This window comes from Mycobacterium sp. E3298 (assembly GCF_001666895.1).
Lineage (GTDB): Bacteria > Actinomycetota > Actinomycetes > Mycobacteriales > Mycobacteriaceae > Mycobacterium.
In genome coordinates, this window is sequence record NZ_LZJB01000072.1 from 1 (window position 1) to 19,853 (window position 19,853).

At 67.1% G+C, this 19,853-nt stretch carries 21 protein-coding genes, 1 tRNA gene and 1 pseudogene; 10 read left to right on the top strand and 13 right to left on the bottom strand.

Features of this window, described 5'->3' with window-relative positions:
* Positions 1 to 69: 69 nt before the first annotated feature.
* Together A9X05_RS02780 and A9X05_RS02785 are read left to right on the top strand one after the other, a co-directional pair.
* A pseudogene (locus A9X05_RS02780) lies at positions 70 to 942 on the top strand (LpqN/LpqT family lipoprotein); the annotation flags it as partial.
* Positions 943 to 1,007: 65 nt separating this feature from the next.
* Positions 1,008 to 1,349, top strand: coding sequence for a hypothetical protein (locus tag A9X05_RS02785; RefSeq protein WP_067756197.1), 342 nt, complete (start codon positions 1,008 to 1,010; stop codon positions 1,347 to 1,349).
* Positions 1,350 to 1,384: 35 nt separating this feature from the next.
* Here A9X05_RS02785 and A9X05_RS02790 read toward each other — a convergent pair whose 3' ends face one another.
* Positions 1,385 to 1,993, bottom strand: a complete 609-nt coding sequence (locus A9X05_RS02790) for a YqgE/AlgH family protein (RefSeq protein WP_156670136.1) — start codon at positions 1,991 to 1,993, stop codon at positions 1,385 to 1,387.
* A gap of 140 nt (positions 1,994 to 2,133) precedes the next feature.
* On the opposite strand from A9X05_RS02790, the gene A9X05_RS02795 reads away from it, so the two are divergent.
* Positions 2,134 to 3,453 (top strand): MFS transporter, encoded by a 1,320-nt coding sequence (locus A9X05_RS02795; protein WP_067756199.1) that lies wholly within the window; start codon positions 2,134 to 2,136, stop codon positions 3,451 to 3,453.
* The gene (locus A9X05_RS02800; protein ID WP_067756348.1) at positions 3,453 to 4,226 is read left to right on the top strand and encodes a TIGR03084 family metal-binding protein; all 774 of its coding nucleotides are present in this window, start codon (positions 3,453 to 3,455) and stop codon (positions 4,224 to 4,226) included. Before A9X05_RS02795 ends, A9X05_RS02800 begins: the two co-directional genes overlap by 1 nt.
* Positions 4,227 to 4,344: 118 nt before the next feature.
* Here the strand turns inward: A9X05_RS02800 and A9X05_RS02805 are convergent, their stop codons facing one another.
* A complete protein-coding gene (locus A9X05_RS02805) occupies positions 4,345 to 4,668 on the bottom strand; it encodes a DUF2710 family protein (protein ID WP_197498890.1) in 324 nt (107 codons plus the stop codon).
* A gap of 67 nt (positions 4,669 to 4,735) precedes the next feature.
* A complete protein-coding gene (locus A9X05_RS02810; protein ID WP_067779111.1) occupies positions 4,736 to 6,673 on the bottom strand; it encodes a DUF5631 domain-containing protein in 1,938 nt (645 codons plus the stop codon).
* 100 nt (positions 6,674 to 6,773) lie between these two features.
* On the opposite strand from A9X05_RS02810, the gene A9X05_RS31480 reads away from it, so the two are divergent.
* Positions 6,774 to 6,917 (top strand): hypothetical protein, encoded by a 144-nt coding sequence (locus tag A9X05_RS31480; protein WP_167374087.1) that lies wholly within the window; start codon positions 6,774 to 6,776, stop codon positions 6,915 to 6,917.
* 14 nt (positions 6,918 to 6,931) lie between these two features.
* Here the strand turns inward: A9X05_RS31480 and A9X05_RS02815 are convergent, their stop codons facing one another.
* The 6 genes from A9X05_RS02815 to A9X05_RS02840 all read right to left on the bottom strand — a co-directional run bounded on the left by A9X05_RS02815 (position 6,932) and on the right by A9X05_RS02840 (position 11,082).
* On the bottom strand, positions 6,932 to 7,243 hold the full coding sequence (locus A9X05_RS02815; RefSeq protein ID WP_067279683.1) for a DUF2694 family protein: 312 nt from the start codon (positions 7,241 to 7,243) through the stop codon (positions 6,932 to 6,934).
* On the bottom strand, positions 7,240 to 7,557 hold the full coding sequence (locus A9X05_RS02820; protein WP_067756202.1) for an ESX-1 secretion-associated protein: 318 nt from the start codon (positions 7,555 to 7,557) through the stop codon (positions 7,240 to 7,242). Before A9X05_RS02820 ends, A9X05_RS02815 begins: the two co-directional genes overlap by 4 nt.
* Positions 7,558 to 7,608: 51 nt before the next feature.
* Positions 7,609 to 8,976, bottom strand: a complete 1,368-nt coding sequence (locus A9X05_RS02825; protein WP_067779069.1) for a DUF4226 domain-containing protein — start codon at positions 8,974 to 8,976, stop codon at positions 7,609 to 7,611.
* Positions 8,977 to 9,120: 144 nt separating this feature from the next.
* On the bottom strand, positions 9,121 to 9,483 hold the full coding sequence (locus A9X05_RS02830; RefSeq protein ID WP_067756208.1) for a DUF4226 domain-containing protein: 363 nt from the start codon (positions 9,481 to 9,483) through the stop codon (positions 9,121 to 9,123).
* 16 nt (positions 9,484 to 9,499) lie between these two features.
* Positions 9,500 to 10,315 carry a C40 family peptidase gene (locus A9X05_RS02835; protein ID WP_067779072.1) on the bottom strand — a complete coding sequence of 272 codons (816 nt, stop codon included), beginning with the start codon at positions 10,313 to 10,315 and terminating at the stop codon, positions 9,500 to 9,502.
* Positions 10,312 to 11,082 carry a helix-turn-helix domain-containing protein gene (locus A9X05_RS02840; protein WP_067756216.1) on the bottom strand — a complete coding sequence of 257 codons (771 nt, stop codon included), beginning with the start codon at positions 11,080 to 11,082 and terminating at the stop codon, positions 10,312 to 10,314. The genes A9X05_RS02835 and A9X05_RS02840 overlap by 4 nt, the downstream gene beginning before the upstream one ends.
* Before the next feature lie 144 nt (positions 11,083 to 11,226).
* On the opposite strand from A9X05_RS02840, the gene A9X05_RS02845 reads away from it, so the two are divergent.
* From A9X05_RS02845 to A9X05_RS02860, 4 genes are all read left to right on the top strand, one after another.
* Positions 11,227 to 11,643, top strand: coding sequence for a WhiB family transcriptional regulator (locus A9X05_RS02845; protein ID WP_067756218.1), 417 nt, complete (start codon positions 11,227 to 11,229; stop codon positions 11,641 to 11,643).
* A 90-nt stretch (positions 11,644 to 11,733) separates the two neighbouring features.
* Positions 11,734 to 13,116, top strand: coding sequence for an acyl-CoA dehydrogenase family protein (locus tag A9X05_RS02850; protein ID WP_067756220.1), 1,383 nt, complete (start codon positions 11,734 to 11,736; stop codon positions 13,114 to 13,116).
* Positions 13,117 to 13,143: 27 nt separating this feature from the next.
* A complete protein-coding gene (locus tag A9X05_RS02855; RefSeq protein WP_067779075.1) occupies positions 13,144 to 14,127 on the top strand; it encodes a pirin family protein in 984 nt (327 codons plus the stop codon).
* On the top strand, positions 14,114 to 14,443 hold the full coding sequence (locus A9X05_RS02860) for a GNAT family N-acetyltransferase (protein WP_067756226.1): 330 nt from the start codon (positions 14,114 to 14,116) through the stop codon (positions 14,441 to 14,443). Before A9X05_RS02855 ends, A9X05_RS02860 begins: the two co-directional genes overlap by 14 nt.
* 93 nt (positions 14,444 to 14,536) lie before the next feature.
* Here the strand turns inward: A9X05_RS02860 and A9X05_RS30325 are convergent, their stop codons facing one another.
* From A9X05_RS30325 to A9X05_RS02875, 4 genes are all read right to left on the bottom strand, one after another.
* A complete protein-coding gene (locus A9X05_RS30325; RefSeq protein ID WP_156670137.1) occupies positions 14,537 to 15,007 on the bottom strand; it encodes a hypothetical protein in 471 nt (156 codons plus the stop codon).
* 220 nt (positions 15,008 to 15,227) lie between these two features.
* Entirely contained in the window at positions 15,228 to 15,662 is a 435-nt protein-coding gene (locus tag A9X05_RS02865) for a hypothetical protein (protein ID WP_231972844.1), read from the bottom strand.
* On the bottom strand, positions 15,659 to 17,542 hold the full coding sequence (locus A9X05_RS02870) for a hypothetical protein (RefSeq protein WP_067779079.1): 1,884 nt from the start codon (positions 17,540 to 17,542) through the stop codon (positions 15,659 to 15,661). Before A9X05_RS02870 ends, A9X05_RS02865 begins: the two co-directional genes overlap by 4 nt.
* Before the next feature lie 209 nt (positions 17,543 to 17,751).
* Positions 17,752 to 17,834: transfer RNA gene (locus tag A9X05_RS02875), tRNA-Leu, on the bottom strand.
* 242 nt (positions 17,835 to 18,076) lie between these two features.
* Here A9X05_RS02875 and A9X05_RS02880 point away from each other — a divergent pair.
* On the top strand, positions 18,077 to 19,744 hold the full coding sequence (locus A9X05_RS02880) for a DUF3662 and FHA domain-containing protein (RefSeq protein ID WP_067779081.1): 1,668 nt from the start codon (positions 18,077 to 18,079) through the stop codon (positions 19,742 to 19,744).
* Positions 19,745 to 19,853 lie beyond the last annotated feature (109 nt).

Here is a 19,853-nt window from a genome sequence, read left to right on the forward strand (position 1 = left end):
GCAACGGAACCGAGACCATCCTGTGGCCCGGCGGGCGGGCCGGGGTTCCCTTATACCCTGTTCAGGTGACCGCCCCCCGTCACCCCGGCCGCCTCCGGAACGATCCGTGACTACCTCCAGTCGAAGGGAGTCAAGCTCGAGGCGCAGAAGCCCGAGGGGCTCAAGGCGCTCGACATCACCCTGCCGGTGCCGGCCCGCTGGACCCAGGTGCCCGACCCCAACGTGCCCGACGCGTTCGCGGTGATCGCCGACCGGCAAGGCAGCAGCATCTACACCTCGAATGCACAGGTGGTGGTGTACAAGCTGGTCGGCAACTTCGACCCCCGCGAGGCGATCAGCCACGGCTACGTCGACAGCCAGAAACTCCTGGCCTGGCAACCGACCAACGCCTCGATGGCCGATTTCGGCGGCTTCCCGTCGTCGATCGTCGAAGGCACGTACCGCGACGGCGACATGCTGCTGAACACCTCCCGGCGCCATGTCATCGCCACCTCCGGGAACGACAAGTACCTGGTGTCGCTCGCCGTGACCACCGACCGTGCGGTGGCCGTCGCCGACGCGCCCGCCACCGACGCCATCGTCAACGGCTTCCGGGTGACCGTTCCCGGCGCTCCCGTTCCCGCGCCGGTCCAGACCCCGGCAGCCTCGCCGGTCGGGCTGGCCCCGGCCCCGGTCCCGGCCGCGCAGGTGCCCCCGGTCGCGCAGGTACCGGCTACCGCTCCGGTGGCGCAGGTTCCGGCGACCGCTCCGGTGGCGCAGGTTCCGGCGACCCCGCCGCTCGGGCAGGCGCCCGCCGCGGCTCCGCTGCGGCAGACATCGGCGACGGCTCCGACGGGCCTGCCGGTACAGGGACCCGTGCCCAGCCGCCAGCCCATGCCGAACCTGTTGACGCTGGTCCCCGGCCTGCCCCCACTGCCGAACTTCTCGTTTCTGCAGCACTAGGGCGGTCCCGCGGCACCGCTGGAGCCCGCTGAGCGAACCGGCGGCCGGGCTCGTATTGTGAGGCCATGCTGATTGCGGGGGTGCTGTGCTTATGCGCGGCGGTGGCTTCGGCCGGGTTCGGAACGTGGTCGCTCGCGCGCGGCCAACATGTCGATCCCACCGCGTTGGCGTTGCGATCGGTGGCCCCCGCGCAACTGGCGGCGGCGATCATGCTGGCCGCCGGCGGGGTGGTGGCGCTGGCGGCCCCGCCGCACACCGCGCTGGTGGTGGTGATCGTCTGCGTAGCCGGCGCCTTCGGAACGCTGGCCGCCGGGTCGTGGCAAAGCGCGCGCTTCGCGCTCCAGCAGGAAGCGGCGGCGCCGACGTGCACCGGTACCTGCTCCGGCTGCACGCAGTCCTGCCACTGAGCTAGCGCGGACCCCCCGGGCGTGGGGGAGTGGCGTTAGTTGCGGCTGAGGTCGATCGGATGGGTCGCCAGCAATGACAGCGGCAGCGGCTGGCGACGCAGCACCTGCCCCCACAGATCGGACCTCGCCCCAACGAGAACGTCAGATGGCAACGCCGACAAGACAATCCAGTCGTCGCGTTCAATCTCGCCTTCCAGCTGACCGATGGTCCAGCCGGAGTAGCCGGCGAAGATTCGCACCCCCTCCACCACGGGCGCAATCGTGTCGGGGTCGGCGTCGAGATCGACCATCACCACCCGGCCGGCCACGTGCCGCAGGCCGGCCACACCCTGGGGGTCGGCACCGACCCGCAGCGTCGCCAGGCAGAGGGCCGCGTCGCGCTTCACCGGGCCGCCGATGAACATCGTTTTCGGCTTGGCGGCCAATTTGGTCCACTGCGGCAGCACGTTGTACACCGCCGTTTCGCTGGCGCGGTTGAGCACTACTCCCAGGGTGCCGCCGTCGTTGTGCTCGACGATGTAGATGACGCTGCGCCGGAACGTCGGCTCGAAAAGATCGGTGTTGGCAAGCAACAAGGTCCCCGCCCGCACCCGCTGCGCGGCCGGCGCGACATAGTCCTCTGGATCCTCGGGCGGCGGCACCACACCATCATCGCATCCAGCACTTGCCGCCCGGGGGAATCAAGCGCGGGACGCAAATATTTGTACTGTTGGTAAGTCAGCTCGGGCCGTGACGAGCTTGCTAGACCCTAATCGTGGAAGTCGGTTTTGTGATCCAATCCCGGATGCACTCAAGCGCACCCGCCGAAATCTGGCGGTCGGTGCGCGGTTTGCCGGACTTCTGGCGGTTGCTGCAAGTGCGCATGGCGAGTCAATTCGGCGATGGGCTGTTTCAGGCGGGTCTGGCCGGCGCGTTGTTGTTCAATCCCGACCGAGCCGCCGATCCCATGGCGATCGCGCGGGCGTTCACGGTGCTGTTCCTGCCCTACTCGTTGTTGGGTCCGTTCGCCGGCGCGCTGATGGACCGTTGGGACCGGCGGCTGGTGATCGTCGGCGCCAACGCCGGCCGCCTCGTCCTCATCGCCGCGATCGGCACGATCCTGGCGGTCAGAGCAGGCGACCTGCCGCTGCTGTTGGGCGCGTTGTTTGCCAACGGCTTGGCCCGATTCGTCGGCTCCGGGCTGTCGGCTTCCCTGCCGCACGTCGTGCCGCGCGAACAGGTGGTGACGATGAACGCCGTGGCCAACGCGTCGGGGGCGATCGCCGCCTTCATCGGCGCGAACTTCATGCTCGTGCCCCGGTTCGTGTTCGGCGCCGGGGACAAAGGCGCCTCGGCGATCATCTTTCTCACCGGCGTCCCCGTCGCGACCGCCTTGCTCCTGACCTTGCGATTCGGCGCCCGCGTGCTGGGCCCGGACGACACCAAGAGGGCAATCCACGGACCGGTTTTCTACGCAGTGATCACTGGCTGGTTGCACGGCGCGCGCACGGTGGCGCAGCGGCCCACGGTGGCCGCCACCCTGTCCGGATTGGCCGCCCACCGCATGGTGATCGGCATCAATTCGCTGCTGGTCTTGCTGCTGGTCCACCACATGAGAGACCCGCAGGCCGGGGGATTGGGCACCGCGCTGGTGTTTTTCGGTGCCGCCGGCCTCGGGGCGTTCCTGGCCAACGTGCTCACTCCGCCGGCGGTCCGGCGCTGGGGCCGCTACGCGACGGTGAACGGTGCGCTTGCGGCGTCGGCGGGCATCGAGGTGGCGGGAGCGGGATTACTGCTGCCGGTGATGGCGGTGTGCGGGTTCTTTCTCGGTGTGACCGGGCAGGTGGTCAAACTGTGCGCCGACTCTGCGATGCAGATGGACGTCGATGACGCCCTGCGTGGACACGTCTTCGCGGTGCAGGACGCGCTGTTCTGGGTCGCGTTCATCGCCTCCATCACGGTGGCCGCGGCGCTGATTCCCGCCGACGGGCATGCGCCCGCATTCGCCTTGTTCGGCTCGGGGCTCTACCTGGCCGGGCTGGCCATGCACAGTTTCCTGGGCCGGCGCGGCGATCAGGCGAATAATCGTTCCCCGGCGGGGGCGACCGACGAGCGGAGGCAATGATGGCGGGTCCCGAATCGATCGTGGCCGACCTTCGCGCCGAGAGCCACGACCTCGATGCCCTGGTCGCGCCGCTGCCGGCCGACCGCTGGGCCGACCCGACGCCCGCGCCGGGATGGTCGATCGCCCACCAGGTCGGCCACCTGTTGTGGACCGACCGGGTCGCGCTGACCTCGGTCACCGACGAGGCGGGGTTCGCCGACGCGCTCCGGGCCGCGGCCGCCGACCCGACGGGCTTCGTCGACGCGGGCGCCGAGGAATTGGCAGCTCTACCGCCGGCCGAACTGCTCGCCGACTGGCGGGCCACCCGGGGCCGGCTGCATGAGGAGCTCCTGACGGTTCCCGCCGGACGCAAACTTCCCTGGTTCGGGCCGCCGATGAGCGCGGCCTCGATGGCTACCGCTCGGCTGATGGAGACGTGGGCTCACGGACTGGACGTTGCCGATGCGCTGGGGATCAAGCGGGCCGCGACCGATCGGTTGCGGTCGATTGCTCACCTGGGGGTGCGCACCCGCGACTACGCCTTCTCCGTCAACAATCTGCCCGCCCCGGCCGAGCCCTTCCTGGTCGAACTGCGCGGACCCGGTGGGGACACCTGGACCTGGGGGCCGCCTGACGCGACGCAGCGGGTCACCGGTTCGGCGGAAGACTTCTGCTTCTTGGTCACCCAGCGGCGCCCGCTCAGCGCCCTCGACATCACTGCCGACGGGCCCGACGCCCAGCGTTGGCTGGAGATCGCGCAAGCCTTCGCGGGCCCGCCCGGCGCCGGTCGATGAGCGCGGCTACGCGCGAAGAGAGCCGGCGCCCATCCCAACCAAGCGCCGGTCGATGAGCGCGGCTACGCGCGAAGAGAGCCGGCGCCCATCCCAGCCAAGCGCCGGTCGATGAGCGCGGCTAGTGCAGCGGGCCGCCGTAACTCGCCCGGTTCTCGGCCTCGGCCTCTTCGCGCAGCGCCGAGATAGCAAGGTTCAGCCGGTCCGCCAGCTCACCGTGCGCATAGCCCGTCATCACGCCCGGGTGCAGAGTCAGCTTGAGCAGCCGGCCATCAGAGTTGGCCACCGCATAGATATCACCGAGATCGACGCTGTAGGTGACCGCCTCAGCCTGGGCCACGAGGGCTTCCCACTTGTCGGCCGCGGCGCTCAATTCGCGGAGAACTGATTCGACGAGATCCTTGTCGCTGAGATTCGCGCGACCGCCCGAATCCGACACGATCACAGTATGTCGACCCCTCCAACCAGCGTCAATTCAAACTCGCAGGCCACGAAAGCGCGTCGCGTCGGAGCTACGCGCCCGGTACCTGGGCGACGAGTTTCCGATACCAGGAGAGGTGGTAGTTCGCCGAAACCGGGTCTCCACTCGCGAGGCCTTCGGTTGCGGCCATCAGCAAACACTTCAGCAGGAGTGCCGGGTTCACGGCCGGATACTGGACCAGGAGCTGATAGCGCGCCGTATCGAGGTGCACCCGCAGCACGTCGACCTCCTGGTCGATGATGACGGCTTCGGCCGCAGCAGCATCCGCGAGCCTCTGCACAATGCGGGGGAGTCCGTCGAACCGGCGGGTGGTCTCGCTCAGCACTCTGCCCAGGTCCTCGATCGCGGGCAGCTCCCGCGGCTCGACCGACGACTTCGTCGTCGCGAAGTCCGCCGAGCGGCGCAGCGAATCACCGGGAGCGTAGGTCACGACGCGCGCAGCGTCGCCGATCAACGCGGCGACCCTGCCGGTGCGACGCTCGGGCCCCAACAGCCGCACGCCGGCCGGAAGGTTGATGCCCGCCGGTATCCAGCCGTGGGCCAGATCGGTTACCAGAACGGTCGCGCCGTCCGGAAGGTCGCCCACCGCCCAATTCAGCCGCGGCTCTTGGCGGACCACGAACTCAAGCAGTCGATTCAGCCGCTCTGCATCGAAACCCGTTGTAGTGAAACTTTTTTCGCGAGATAGGTGGGTGGGCTCCGGTTCATCCCGCGCAGCGACGGGTTCGTCGACGATAGCGTGATGGCGACCGCTGTCCGTCGGCTCGTCGACGACAGGGTGGGACTCGGTGATCGCCGGGATAACCTGGGTCTCCTCCATCGAAGCCGCCGGTGCGGCGTCGGCGGGCTCCGCCTCCTCAGCCGGCAGCGCCTCCGGGCCCGGCGCCGCCTCCTCGTCGACATGGTGGCGGCCGTTGGAAACCGGCTCCCACTCGGCCGCCGGGGTCGCGACCGGCGGCTCGACGACCGGACCGACCTCGGTCAACGCGGGAATGACCTGCGTCTCCTCCGTCGAGGCGAACGCTGATTCGTCCTCATCGAACGCTGATTCGTCCTTCTCGAAATGGGGGCGAACCGGCTCATCGAGCAAGGGTGGGCGCTCCCAGTCCGCCGCAGGCACGCTCTCGACCGGCTGGTCAGCGACCTGCTCGACTTCGGTGATCGCGGGAATGATCTGCGTCTCCTCGATCGCGGTCACCGCGGCGTCGGTGTCCACCGCCGAATCCGGTTCATCCCGCTCCGGCGCCGGCTCCTGCACCTCCACCTGGCGACGACCGTCGGCGACGGGCTCCCGGCCGGGCTCTGCGCGATCGGCCGGCGCTTCGACGATGTGCTTCACGTCAGTCACGCTCGGAATGACCTGCGTTTCGTCCATATCCGGCGTTTTCGGGGTGGTGGCAACCTCCGCAGCGACCTCTTGTGCAGTGGTTTCCGGTTGCGGCCCCGGCTCGACCGCACCGGGGTCCGGCACCATGGGAGCCGGCTTGTCGACCCGCCAGCGCGGCCTACTCGTCGTCCTGGTGGGCGCTTCGGAAGGTCTGGCGCCGCTGACCGCGGGAAGGATTCGGGTCTGCGTCATGTCCGGTGGCGACGGTTCGGCGAGCTGCCTGCGGGGATATCCGGCGCTCACTCCGCTCTTCGCCGCGTGCAGCTGGCGCATCGTCGACTCGACTCGCCGCACGGCGCGGCCGCGCGCTTCATCGATCACGCGGGCTTCTTCCGCCTGGCGGGACAGGTCGGCCAAGCCCGCGCGCTTGATCATCTTCAGCTGCTCGTTCGCGCTTTCGGCGATCCGCTGCAGGTCGGCTTTGAGATACTCTGCGAGCGTGGCGTTTTCGGCCGTCACCGTCGACAGTTCGGCAGGCCAAAGTCCACCGATCACCCATGGGGTGCAATCGATGGGAGAGCTGAAAGCCGGCATCGCCAGTGATTCCCGGGTAGCTCTCCGGAGGCGCTGGCGCGCCGTCATCCGACCGAAGATCGCCACCGGTTAAGGGTACCGGTATTTGATGGATCGCTTATTCGGTGAGTGAATTGTGCAGGTGTGAGGGCCTGGGTAGCGTGGGGACATGGCTGAATCTGCGCTGCAGCAGCAACTCGATGAAGTGCGTGCCTTGCTTGCCCGTGCGCGAGAGTTGTTCGGCCCCAACCCTGTAGAGCCGCCCACCGATATCGCTCCAGATCCCGAGGCGGCCAAGACATGGCTGTTGTAAGCCCTGCGAACCGGCTAGATGGCCCTGTTGCGGCGACGCAGTTTGTGTGCCAGTAGCTTCTCGATCGCCGCGTCGAGGTCTCGCGGGGTCGGAACCTCGGCCGAGGGCGTGTGTCCGGCCGCCACGATCTCGTCGCGGATTTCCAGCAATGCCTTGAGGCAAGAGACGTCGGCGGTCAGCAGAATGCCTCGTGCCAGCGTCTCGGCGTCGGTCTCCATCGCCTCTTCGCTCAGCGCAACGCTGTGCATATAGCCGCCGCGACAAGAGCGGACGAGGATGTGCCCACTCGGATGAACGGTGTCAAAAGCGGGATTCGCGTCCGTCATCGACCGCGGTCAGCGATGCCGCCGAGGTTGCGAGCCGCATCCTGCTCGTGCTGTTCCCAGATCGCCGCCGAGGCCGTCAGTTTGTCCGCCAGGTCGGCGTGGTCCGCGGCCTGTTGCTCGTAGCACTGGCGCCTGAGCTCGAGCAGTTCCCGTCCGGCGTCGCGAAGTTCACCGAAGATCGGCCCTAGCGAATCCAGGCTTTCCTGGATCGCCTCGTGCGACGAAGGAACCGTCCGCAGGTAATCGGAGGTTTCCTGGTGGCGCGCGGCGGCTTGACGCAAGTGCGCGGGTACCACATGGATCGAATCTGCCATCCGCTGTCTCCTGTTCCCGGCCGCCGGCGAAAACCGGCGAGATCACTATTGTCAGGTGGTCGACGAAGCCGCCGGCCGCGTGGGTGTGGGTGTATCGGGTCTCGTCGGCGGGGTCACGGCTGCGGCCGGCGCCGGCGGATGCTCCCAGCCTAGAAAGCTTGGCCCGGTCACGGTGGCGATGTCTTGAATTTGGCCGTCGAGAAGGGCCTTACCTGGACCGAGGGCAAGAGCATGCCGGTCGATGAAGATCCCGATATCCGCCGGGCTCACCCGCGTCGGCTCGATCGGGTTGGTGACCGCGGAGCCCGGGGGCGGAATCGTTATTCCCTGCTGTTGGAACGCATCTGGTATCGCCACTCCGCCGACCGCGGCTTTGATCGCCGCTGCCAATTGGGGGCTCGCGGCCGTCACCGACTCGCCGTCGGGCAGGGTCACCGTGGTGGGACCGGCCGCCGCCGGTTCATTCTCGGCCGCGGCCGCCTCCCGACCACCGTCGTCGTGCTGGTCGCCCGGTTCGTCTGATCCGGACTCGGTCTTCGGATCCGGCCGCTCGGAGGGGTCCACCGGGCCTTCGTCGTCGAGGCCTCGCAGCATCGGGTCCGTTCTCTCCTCACCGCCCAGCGCGGGAAGTGGCAGTCCGGTCGGTGTCGCGCCGAAGCTCGGCAGGCCTGGAGCGACGCTGGGCATCGGCGGCGGCACGGGAGCGATGGGCGCCGTCGGGGCGGTCCCGGCCTCCGGGGTACCCGTGCCCGATAGGTCATCGGTCGCCAGACCCGGGTCGTCGGCCAGCAACGAGTCCAGCAGCGGATCCCAGTCCGAGTCCCCTGTCGACGCTGCGGTTTCCGCATCGGTGCCAACCGCGCGGTCCGACGCACGCTCGTCGGGACTCTTGGATGCGTCGTACAGCGACGTCCATGCGGCCATCAGTGCCGACTTCGACGTGTCGTCGAGGCGAGCGTTGAGGACCACCGAGCGAATGTCACGGAGCTTGCCGATCAGGAAGCGCTGGAAGTCGCGTGCGCCTGCCGGGGTGTCGAGGTCCGATCGCATTCGGACCGCGGCTTCCGTGTCTTGCTGCAACCTCGTCAGCGCCTCGCTGCCATCGACGGCATTGAGATGGGCGTTCAGGATAGCCGTGATCACTTGCATGTCCAGCTGAGAGCTGGCCGAATTCTGGTGGGCGAGGGCTGCTTCGGCGTGCGCGATGGCTTCGGCCGCCTCACCCCTCTCTCGATCCGGCGGAGCCGCGAGTTGTTGGCGGATCTTCCCCGCGATCGCCTGGAGTTGTTCGGGACGTGTCGTCGGGGTGATCACGGCGGCCAGCTCACCGGGCGACAGGCCCGCCTGCCACGCGTTCGGGTCACCGGTGCGGTCTCGGACATCTTTCACCGCCGCGAGAAGCTCCTCATGCGCCGACATCAGCTACCCGACCACGGTTGCAGTCACGCGAAATGCGTGCGGGATGCGTTGCGACCTCTCCATGCCCGACGACCGTACCCAGGCGTTCGGACGTCGACAATTCACCGTGCCGTGCGGTTGTGGACGACACTGCGACCGTGCCTGCTAGCCGCCGCCGGCGCTGTACTGGTCCCGAAGCGCTTCCAGCACAGCCTTTTTCGCTCGACTGAGTTCGCGCGCGTCCTCGACGACGGAGGTGATCTCGCGGTGTTTGGCCAGCAAAAAGCGCTGAAACTCGCGCGCGCCCATCGGGGTATCGACGGCGAGGCTCGCCTGGTGCGCGGTGGCGTGGTCGAGCTGCTCGGCGATGGCATCCAGTCGACGGGCGCCTTCGCGCATCGCGGCGTGCGCACTAGAGAGCACTTCTCCCAGCACGCGGTCGGCGTCGGCTACCGTGCCGTGCTGGCCGGCGAGCGCCGACTGGCGCGCCTGTATCGCGGCGACCGAAGGTCCGCTTTGTTCCGTCATCGGCTCACCCTGTTCGTCATAGCGGTCGGCGAATAGCGACGTGGGGGCCCAGCGGGCTGATCCGCACCGAGGCACCCGCGTAGGGCGCCTCGATTACCAGATCGTTTCCGATGGCCAGCTGGACGTGTCCGGCGTGCGGGAAGACGAGATCACCGGGCCGGACCTGTGAGCGGGGCACCGGCATCCCGTCGTTGATCTGCTGATAAGTGGTGCGGTCCAAGTGAATTCCCGCGTGTGCGTAGCTCCATTGGACTAGACCCGAACAATCGAACTGGTCGGGCCCCGTCGCACCCCACACGTACGGGCAACCCAGACGCGACAGGGCAGCGCGCACCGCGGTCGCCGCCCGCGCGGTCAAGCCCAATCCCGCGGCGCGCCGGCGCCATAGTTGGTAGCGCAGCGCACGTAATTCGGCGAGGCGCCGACGAGCCCGCAGCCGGGCCGACACGACATGGGCGTGCTGCGCCCGTAGTCGTGCCGCGCGGCGGCGCATCGCTTCGCGCTGGGCCATCGGGGTCGCCGAAATGCCGGCGGGTTCGGCGCGGGCTTCGTCGACGACGTTTCGGGTCAGCTCGCGGGCCTGGGCCCGGTCCCGGTCGGCGCCGGCGATGACACCCGCCATCGCCGCGTCGGTGGCCGCGGCGGCGCCGAGCCGTTGCCGGCTGTGTTCCGCGGCGAACCGGTAGCCGCGAGCCAATCCGTCGTTCGCCCCGGCAGCCCCGAGCAGCACCTTGCGGTAGTGCGCGGCGCCCGCGTCGAGCGGCGGCTGCCGTGTGCCGCCGGCGAACAGGTCATGGGCGCGGCTCAACAGCGCGATTTCGCTTTGATTCACTGCGGCCCCTCGCCCTGTTGGTTTCCCGATTCGACGGCGTCGACGAACGCGCGCACGCGGGGGAGCGCTCCGGGCGGGATAACCCCCCGGTTGCGGATGTCCCACATCTCGTCGAGGCCGACACCGATCAGCGTGGCGACGATGGCCTCGGGCAAGGCCGACTGCGCGCACGCCCGGTCAAACCGGGCACTCAAGCTGGTCGGCATCCGTTTCAGCAGGGCGGTCCGCGTCGCCTCGAGGGCTTGGAGGTGGTCCATCAGCCGGCCCGTGGAGTCCGCGCCGGCGTTCACCGCGACCCGCCAGGAACCGGCGGCCAGCATCTCTGCCTTCACGCACTGAGCGATCACAGACAGAATATACGTCTCATATTCGTTTGATGTTGTCGCTGGCAACCGATCGATGACCGATTTGAGCGCTTCGAGCTGAGCTTCGGCATACCCTTCCAGCACTTCGGTGTCGCTGTGACGGTCCACGACCACGGGCCCGCTGCGCCTGGCGGGTACGGCGGCAGGCGGCTGCGCGGCCATCAGGCGCGCCAGTTCCGCATCCGGATCGGCCGCCACGAGCAGGCGAGAATAGGTGCCCGGCGGCAAGCCCAGCCCATTCTCAACCTTCTGAACTGTGCTTTTATGCGGCTTGCGGGCGCCGCGCTCCAGGAAGCTCAGCCCCATGATGCTGACACCGGTCGCGGCGGCAAGGTCGGCTAGGGACCAGTCGCGCGACTCTCGCAAAGCGCGGATGGCCGCGCCGGCCGATTCACGGCTCACCGCACGCTCCGGCCATAGGCCGGATATTACACAGCCGGTCCCGTATCGCTACGCATATACGTTTCTGTCACGTTTCTCTTGCGCGGAGCACCCGTCTGTGTATACGCTTTTGCCTACGTTTCACGTTCGACCAAGGAGACCGACATGGGACACCCGTGCGCTGCCAACCCGGAACTGTGGTTCGGCTACCCCGACGACGACGGTGGCGACGGCGCGGCGAAGGCCCGCGCGTATGAGCGGTCGGCCGTCGAGGCGCGTCTCCAGTGCCTGCGCCGCTGCCCGTTGGCGCAGCAGCGACGGTGCGCCCAACACGCCATCGCGCACCGCGAGGAGTACGGAGTCTGGGCCGGCGTCAAACTTCCCGGCGGCCAGTACCGCAAGCGCGACCAGTTGGCCCAGGCCCACGACGTCCTGCGGCGCATCGCGTCCGGAGAGATCAACTCCCGCCAGCTGCCGGAGAATGCGGCTCTGCTGGCAAATCATGAGCACGAGGCGGTTGCGGTGACCGCGGTGGTGCTGCACCTGCCCCTCGCAAAGGTGGGGCCTCGCTCGGCGGCCTGAAGCTCCGTCGTCCTCAGGGGCCGTTTGCTGGCGTAGCCAACGGGGTAGAGCTTCGGCACGACCGAGTCTGTCGACCCGAAGGCGGGATCCATGACGTTCGACCTGACCCCGACCGCAGCACAGCACGACCTGGCCCGGCGGGCCCACGAGTTCGCCGAAGACGTGATCCGGCCCGTGGCGCTCCACTACGACCAACGGCAAGAGTTCCCGTGGCCGGTCTTGGAGGAGGCGGCCCAGCGCGGCTTCTACAGCCCGCTGTTTTACCGCGATCTGATCGGCGACCCGACCGGCCTGTCGTTGCCGATGTTCATGGAGGAGCTGTTCTGGGGTTGCGCCGGGATCGGGCTGGCAATCGTGATGCCGGCGTTGGCCTTGTCGGCGATCGGCCAGGCAGCGTCACCGGAACAGATGTTGGAGTGGGCACCCGAATGCTTCGGAACCCCAGGCGATCTCAAGTTGGCGGCGCTGGCCATCTCGGAGCCCGAGGGCGGCAGCGACGTGCGGAATCTACGTACCCACGCTCGCCGCGACGGTGACGACTGGATCATCGACGGCCACAAGATGTGGATCGGCAACGGCGGAATCGCCGACGTGCACGTGGTCAACGCCGTCGTCGACGAGGAACTCGGTCATCGCGGGCAGGCGCTGTTCGTCGTGCCCGGTGGAACGCCCGGGCTCAAGCTCGTTCGTAAATTGGACAAGCTGGGCTGTCGCGCGTCCCACACCGCCGAGTTGCTGTTCGAGGGCGTCCGCGTCCCCGGCGCCAATCTGCTTGGCGGAGAAGAGAAGCTGGAGCACAAGCTCGCCAAGGCTCGCGAGGTCGTGGCGGGCGGCAAGCGGTCGGGCTCCGCCACACTGGGCACCTTCGAACAGACCCGCCCGATGGTCGCCGCGCAGGCTATCGGCATCGCGCGCGCTGCGCTGGAGTACGCGACGGCATACGCCACCGAGCGGGAGGCATTCGGCGCGCCGATCATCGACAACCAGGGCATCGCCTTCCCGCTGGCGGAGCTGGCCACCCAGATCGACGCGGCGCGGTTGCTGACCTGGCGAGCGTCGTGGATGGCCGCCAACAACGTGCCCTTCGAACGCGGGGAGGGGTCGATGTCGAAAATGGCCGCCAGCGAGGTGGCTGTCAAGGCCACCGAACGCGCCATTCAGACCATGGGCGGCTGGGGCTACATCACCGATCACCCGGTGGAGAAGTGGTATCGGGATGCCAAGCTATACACCATCTTTGAGGGCACCAGTGAGATCCAGCGTATGGTCATCGCCAATGCGCTGGGAGCCAGCGTCGGCACTCCGCCGCTGCACGTGGTGCTCGAACCGTCCGGCGGACCTTTGAACCGCGTCTTCGGTCGAGGCACTCCGCTGCGCTCCCGCGCCGCCGACACCGCGTTGTCGATGCAGGACCGGGTGCCCGAGCCCGTCATGCGGCTGGCGATGAAGGTGCTCCGACCCCCACGTAAGTAGCGAGTATGGGTACGGTCGGTGTGGACGATGAGCAACCTCGAGCCGGCGCCGATCGAAGTTGCCTGCGCTGCAGCACCGAGCGCGGGCACCGAGGTGCTGCGCCCCCGCGAGGTGCCGTTGGGCGGACCCCGGGCGATGCGCGTACGACGCTCGCTGCCGCAACGGCAGCGCTCGCTGATCGGCGCCTGGTGCTTCATCGACCATTACGGCCCGGCGTCCGCGCGCATGGACGTCCCCCCGCATCCGCACACCGGACTACAAACCGTCAGCTGGTTGTTCAGTGGGGAAGTGGAGCACAACGACAGCGCTGGCGTGTACGCGGCTGTACGTCCCGGCGAGTTGAATCTCATGACCGCCGGTGCCGGTATCTGCCACTCGGAGGTATCGGTTTCGTCGGCGGCGGCCTTGCACGGTGTCCAGCTCTGGGTGGCGCTGCCCGATTCCGATCGCGACACCGACCGGGGCTTCGATCACTATGCCCCCAAACCCGTACCGCTCCGGGGCGGGACGGCTCGCGTGTTCCTCGGGGACCTCACAGGCAGCCGAAGCCCGGTGCCCACCTTCACTCCCTTGCTGGGAGCCCAGCTCGATCTCGACGCCGGAACTCACCTGGACCTCGACGTCGATCCGGCTTTCGAGCATGGCGTGCTCTGCGATTCGGGTGCGGTCCAAGTGGAGGAAGCCGCTCTGACTGTCGCCGAACTGGCCTACCTCAGACCCGGCCGCTCGTCGTTGCGGCTTGGCAACGAGGGGGAGCGGCCCGCGCGGGTATTACTGCTCGGCGGGACACCGTTCGCCGAAGAACTGGTGATGTGGTGGAACTTCGTGGGACGAAGCCACGACGAGATCGTGGCTTACCGCCAACTGTGGGAGGCCGGCGACGAACGCTTTGGCGCCGTCAACGGCTACCGGGGTTCGCTCATCCGACTGCCCGCCCCGCCGCTGCCGACCACCCGGCTGCGGCCTCGACCGATACCGCAACGAAAGGAAGACACAAATGGCCACCGATAAGACCGGGGCAGAGACGACCGTCAGCCTCGAGGAGGGGCGATACACCATTGCCGTGGAAGGCAAGCAGGTCGGCCTCGCCGACTTCGCCGACCGCGGCGACCAGCGCGTCTTCTACCACACCGAAATCGACCCGGCGTATGGCGGACGCGGCCTGGCAACCATCCTCGTCGAAGAGGCGCTCAACGAGGCGCGCGGCGAGGGCAAGCGCATAGTTCCCGTGTGCTCGATGATCGGCACCGTGCTCAAGAAGCACCCCGAGTACGACGACATCACCGACGCCGTGACGCCGGATATTTTGCGGTGGGTGAATTCTTAGTCTGGTCGCGACGCAATGACGTAGCAGGTTCGGAGAATAGCAGTGCAGATGCGCTCCTGGTGGCAGTCCGCTCGTCAGCCCGCGCCGGATCGCTTAAGTAAGCCCTTGCTGCTCTCGCCAGCTTGACCAATACCTTTCCGCATTCGCACGACACAGCGCACACAGCCCGTCACATGTGGCTTTCAGTGTCGAATCGTCTGAGAAGAGTCTTTCGACGGCGTCGAGATTCTCACGCATCCAGATTGCTTCATCCGAAGCAGGCAAATATCGAATTACTGGATCGTTGTCAATATATTGTTTGATCAGCGAAGGCCAGAACCAGTTCTCTGGATCCATGAGTTTTGTTGGCGCGACCACGATTTCTATTTGGTCCCGTTCGTTGATGAGCTGAAATGTTGATGCTGGCCCGACTATCGTCAAAGAAGCACTGGGCGCCTGCTTCGCCACGTCTGAATCAGCGACCCGGTAGCGCGGGTCTAAGTACAGGAAATCGAAGTACTCCAGAAGAAATTCGAAAAGGGCCTTCATCGAAGGTGCCCCAATCGGACGATTCGAGTCAAGCACGCTCGACACGTTACTCGGCGCCCTTCATGATGTTAGCTACATCTCCTCAACTGACTGTTTCCGAAATCACTGACTACGGTTGCGCGCCGTGACATCGAGATCGCCTTCCCATCTCTTGACGCTGGCAGGGCAATGCCCTGGGCTATGCGGACGATTCTTACATCTCAGCCGGCATCTTAGATCTGAGTTTTCTACAGATACGCAGCTACCGAGACTCGGCCTAGATCGTGTCCGGTTTCGGCCATCCCCACTTCTTCGACGAATTGGACCGGCGTAGCGAGATCAACTCGTCAGCTGTGCGCTCAGCAGTGGGCGGATCGGCGAAAAGCTGCTCTACGCGTTTCAGATTTACCGACAGCCAATTGGCTTGATCGACGGGTGATGCGGCGCCAGTGTCGTCCCCGCCTTCAAGGTACTGACGAATTAAGGAAGCCGCGAACCAATTGTCGCCACCTCCCTGCAGCATGGGCACCGCCGCGAAGTAGATCTGTCCACGATCATTCACGACATCCCACCTGAGCAACTCACCGGTGAACGTAATCGACGCATCGATGTCAGCGAGGCCCCGGGTGTTGGAATTTGTGATTCGGTATTCAGGGTTGAGGTATAAGAATCCCGCGTGTTGCATAATGAACTCTAAAAGCGCCTTCATCATGGGCCTCCGGCCTTGGGGGGTACTAGTGTTGAACCGTCGATTGCTTCGTATCCGTGAGCTCGCAGATAACTGAGCTCGGCGGCAGTGTAAGTATCGTCGAGAACCTGATCGATTGGCACTGACAGCTTGATCGTATCTCGATTAGCAATTGCAATGTCGAGCACATGTTGGTTGGCGGCAAATCGCTCAACGGGCGTGGCAGCGTCCCATGCATCCCCAATGTCGAAGTAGCTGGCGCCACGTTGTTGCGCGAGCTCGATATAGGAGGGGCCGCCCAAAGGATTCCTGTACGGCCCAAGGACCGTTTCGCCGCTCCCGGTCAGGTGTTGCTCAGACAGCGCCCGCAACTCCGGCGTCATGTAGTCGAGGGGGTTGTGGAGGGTGAACTCCGGGTGGGCTGGGTCGATCACGACCGGTGGGGCACCGTCCGGTGCTACCGGCACATGCGGTCCCGCCGGAGGTCCGGCATCGGGCGGAAGCTCACCTCCGCCACCACCCCCCGGGTGCGGCGTGTGCTCCACCACGGGCGCGGGACCGGGGTGGGTGCCCGGCACCGGTTCCCCGCTCACGCCGGAAGTTGGCGAGCCATGCGGGCTCAGGTCCTCTTCGGCACTTGCCGCGCGCTCCTCCGCACCGACCAATGCGCGAGGAAAAACATTTTCGCCGGTCACGCCCTCAATCGCTTCGCGAGTGAAAAGCGTCTTCAGCCCCTGCCAGGCCACCTGACCGCCCGCCTTCAGCACAGCGCCGCCGCCGACCGCGGTGGTGATCGCGCTCCACAACGGCTCAGGGGTGGCTACCACCTTCCCGGGATCCAGCGTGCGCATGCCGGTCAACTTGCCACCGCTGAAGGCGTAGGACGTGCCCATGGCCTGATCGAAGAACTCACCCGTGCCGTCCTTGAGTTGCCCGTAGACCTGCACCGGCTGTCCATCCACGGTGTGGGTGAACATGAAATGACCGTCGGGAGCGATCGTGATCGACGCGGGGTCGACGTCCCTGTAGTCGGGGATCTTGCCCAGGTCGTCGAGCGCGTGAGCGAGGTCCTCCCTGAGCTTGGGCAGCCTCCCGCTCGCGGCCTCGCCCTCGGGCGACCCCGGGCCGTGCGTATAGAGGTCGGCCATCGCCTTGTTCAGGGCATCCTGCGCGGCACGCACCTTGCCCATTTGATCCACCACCGCCTCGTCGGTGCTCCGGCGCAGGTCGGCCAGCGCCTGCAGCTGGGCCTCAGTTGGCTTCGGTGAGCCGTCGGCGTCGAGATCGTGAAGGCGAGCCGGATCATAGCCCTCGATTCGTAGGTTGGTCAGTGAGTTCCGCAAGCCATCGGAGTAGCCATTCCGTATCGAATTGAGCTGTGCCAGTGCGGCTTTGGTGTCATCGATGGCATCCCTCTCGCAATTGCGGATGAGGGCATCGAGGGTGTGCCGGTCCTCCGCGCTCAGGTTGCCGGATCGTTCCATTGCGACGGCCTGCCCGATCAAGTCGTCGAGTGTTTGCAACTGGTTCTCGAGGGTCGCGATCTGTCCCGCCGCGGCCTTCTGCGCCTCGGCTAAGGAGGCCGCGATACTTTCCAGGTCGACGCCGATCTTGGGCAGCTGAAGCGACTGGGCACCAAGCGACTGCGTCACCCGTTGCACATCGGCGGAGTCGGTGATCGGATTGCCGCCGCCGCCCTGGCGATTCCATGCGGCGTCGAAGCGGTTGCGCGCTTGCTCGAAGGCGTGCTGGGCCTCGTCGGTGCATCGGCCCGCTCGGTGGAAGGCCTCGGCGAGCGAGGAGATCTCCCCGGGCCTACCGGCTTGCAAGCTTCCGTTGATTGCCCACGGATCACCGCCGGCCTCGGCGATCAGCGCCGCAATGCTTATGTAGCGCAGCTGCATCGCATCACCCGTAGCTGCGCAGCGCCACACGCCGCGACGACCATTGCCACCCCTCCTGAGCTGGCAATTACGCTACTAACGCGATAGCAGACGTCAATTCACTGCCGCGGCCAAGCGCAGGGCTCGGCACAACATGGCGGAAAACACGAAGGCCACGAACTCCTCGAGTCCGTGACCTCAGCGCATCGGTTCGGAGAACCGCTCAAATGTGGGCGAAGGGGGACTTGAACCCCCACGTCCCGAAGGACACTGGCACCTGAAGCCAGCGCGTCTGCCATTCCGCCACTCGCCCGGAAAAACAACCGATGGACCATACCACTCTAATGGCCGCGTCCCCCAACCCGCCTGGTCGGGCCCGGACGCCGTGGGGCGCTGGGAGACAACGCGTCTGAGCAGGGCCGACCAAGTTCTCAGAGTTTCGACGGTGCCGCGCCGTCGCGCTGTCCCGATAACATGCTGGGGTGAGGGACACGCGCCGAATCGTTTGCCGCGCGCCAGCGGCATGCTGCGGCAAGTGCATGCGAACGGCGGAGCATGAGTAGCCAACGAGGGTTGGCCGCGCGGATCGAGCGCAAGCTCGAGGCCACCGTCGACAACGCGTTCGCCCGCGTCTTCGGCGGATCGATCGTTCCGCAGGAAGTCGAGGCGCTCCTGCGCCGCGAAGCCCGCGACGGCGTCCAGAAACTCCACGGCAATCGGCTTTTGGCCCCCAACGAATACATCATTACCCTCGGTAGGCACGACTTCGAGAAGGTGGGCGCCGACCCTGATCTCACGTCGGGTGCTTTCGGTAGGTACTTGGTCGACTACATCCATGAACAGGGGTGGGAAACGTATGGTGATGTGGTCGTCCGGTTCGAGCGGTCGTCGGATTTGCGTACCGGGCAGTACCGCGCCCGCGGTGCTGTCAATCCCGATGTGCAGCCCCGCCCGACGGTCCACGATCCCGTCCCGCCACAATCAAATAGTGCGTTCGGCGCAGAACGAGGAGTAGCACCAATGACTGACGATTCGAGCTACCGCCCTCCGGGGCCGGGGCGGCCTGGCGACGAGTACTACGACGAGCGCTACGCGCGCCCGCAGGACGACGCGCGCGCCGGTGACCAGCCGCAGGGCGGCCCTGACCCGCGCGCGGGGTACCCGCCCGAGCAGGGCGGCTACCCGCCGCAGCAGGGCTACCCGCCGCCACGCCACCCCGAGCAGGGCGGCTATCCGGAGCAGGGCGGCTACCAAGGTCAGGGCGGCTACCCCGATCAGCGCGGCTACCAAGGCCCCGGCGGCGGCTATCCCGACCAGCGCGGCTACCAAGATCAAGGGGGCTACCCCGACCAGCGCGGCTACCAAGGCCCCGGCGGCGGCTATCCCGACCAAGCTCAGGGCGGCCCCCCGCCGCAGTATGAGCAGCGTCCTCCCGCGCCCACGGGATACGGCGGCCAAGGCTACGACCAGGGCTACCGTCAGGGCGGCGGCTACGCCCCGCCGCCCGGGGGAGGCCAGCAGGGTTATGGCGGCTACGGCGATTACGGCCGCGGGCCGGCCCGCCAAGACGAGGGCTACGCTCCGCCCGAGCAGCGGCAGGCCTATCCGGAGCAGGGCGCCGGCTATGAGCAAGGCGGCGGCTACGAGCAAGGCGGCGGCTACGAGCAGGGCTACCAACAGGGCGGCGGCTACGGCCGGCAGGAGTACGGGGCCGGCGACTACACGCAGTATGCCGAGAACGTGCCGGCCGGGGGATACCCCGGTCAGGCCGGCGGATACCCCGAGACCGCCCACCGCGACTACGAGTACGGCCAGCAAGCCGATTACGCCCAGCCGAGCGAGTACGGCCAGCCCGCCGACTACGGGCAGCCGGCGGACTACGGCCAGCAGGCCGGCGGCTACGGCGCTTACGGCGCCGGCGGTTACGGCGCGGCCGGAACGACGGTCACCCTGCAGCTCGACGACGGCAGCGGCCGCACCTACCAGCTGCGTGAGGGTTCCAACATCGTGGGCCGTGGACAAGACGCGCAGTTCCGGTTGCCCGACACCGGCGTCTCCCGGCGTCACCTCGAGATCCGCTGGGACGGGCAGGTGGCGCTCCTGTCGGACTTGAACTCCACCAACGGCACCACCGTCAACAACGCGCCGGTTCAGGAATGGCAGTTGGCGGACGGCGACGTGATCCGCCTGGGTCATTCGGAGATCATCGTCCGGATCCACTAAACCCGCTGGGCTCAACGCTGCCGTGCTTCGCCCCGCGTCGACCGCCGTCCAAGTATCGTGACGTTGCCGATGTGCTCGGGGTCACGGGCGCCAGGGGGACGCTGGATTT

Excerpts from the sequence above, each read along its gene's own strand:
- A9X05_RS02845 (WP_067756218.1), top strand. The coding sequence starts at position 11,227 with ATGGGACACCCGTGCGCTGCCAACCCGGAACTGTGGTTCGGCTACCCC.
- A9X05_RS02825 (WP_067779069.1), bottom strand. The coding sequence starts at position 8,976 with ATGTCGGCGCATGAGGAGCTTCTCGCGGCGGTGAAAGATGTCCGAGAC.
- A9X05_RS02810 (WP_067779111.1), bottom strand. The coding sequence starts at position 6,673 with ATGACGGCGCGCCAGCGCCTCCGGAGAGCTACCCGGGAATCACTGGCG.
- A9X05_RS31480 (WP_167374087.1), top strand. The coding sequence starts at position 6,774 with ATGGCTGAATCTGCGCTGCAGCAGCAACTCGATGAAGTGCGTGCCTTG.
- A9X05_RS02830 (WP_067756208.1), bottom strand. The coding sequence starts at position 9,483 with ATGACGGAACAAAGCGGACCTTCGGTCGCCGCGATACAGGCGCGCCAG.
- A9X05_RS02880 (WP_067779081.1), top strand. The coding sequence starts at position 18,077 with ATGAGTAGCCAACGAGGGTTGGCCGCGCGGATCGAGCGCAAGCTCGAG.
- A9X05_RS02860 (WP_067756226.1), top strand. The coding sequence starts at position 14,114 with ATGGCCACCGATAAGACCGGGGCAGAGACGACCGTCAGCCTCGAGGAG.
- A9X05_RS02795 (WP_067756199.1), top strand. The coding sequence starts at position 2,134 with ATGCACTCAAGCGCACCCGCCGAAATCTGGCGGTCGGTGCGCGGTTTG.
- A9X05_RS02820 (WP_067756202.1), bottom strand. The coding sequence starts at position 7,557 with ATGGCAGATTCGATCCATGTGGTACCCGCGCACTTGCGTCAAGCCGCC.
- A9X05_RS02800 (WP_067756348.1), top strand. The coding sequence starts at position 3,453 with ATGGCGGGTCCCGAATCGATCGTGGCCGACCTTCGCGCCGAGAGCCAC.
- A9X05_RS02870 (WP_067779079.1), bottom strand. The coding sequence starts at position 17,542 with ATGCAGCTGCGCTACATAAGCATTGCGGCGCTGATCGCCGAGGCCGGC.
- A9X05_RS02815 (WP_067279683.1), bottom strand. The coding sequence starts at position 7,243 with ATGACGGACGCGAATCCCGCTTTTGACACCGTTCATCCGAGTGGGCAC.
- A9X05_RS02850 (WP_067756220.1), top strand. The coding sequence starts at position 11,734 with ATGACGTTCGACCTGACCCCGACCGCAGCACAGCACGACCTGGCCCGG.
- A9X05_RS02865 (WP_231972844.1), bottom strand. The coding sequence starts at position 15,662 with ATGATGAAGGCGCTTTTAGAGTTCATTATGCAACACGCGGGATTCTTA.
- A9X05_RS02785 (WP_067756197.1), top strand. The coding sequence starts at position 1,008 with ATGCTGATTGCGGGGGTGCTGTGCTTATGCGCGGCGGTGGCTTCGGCC.
- A9X05_RS02855 (WP_067779075.1), top strand. The coding sequence starts at position 13,144 with ATGAGCAACCTCGAGCCGGCGCCGATCGAAGTTGCCTGCGCTGCAGCA.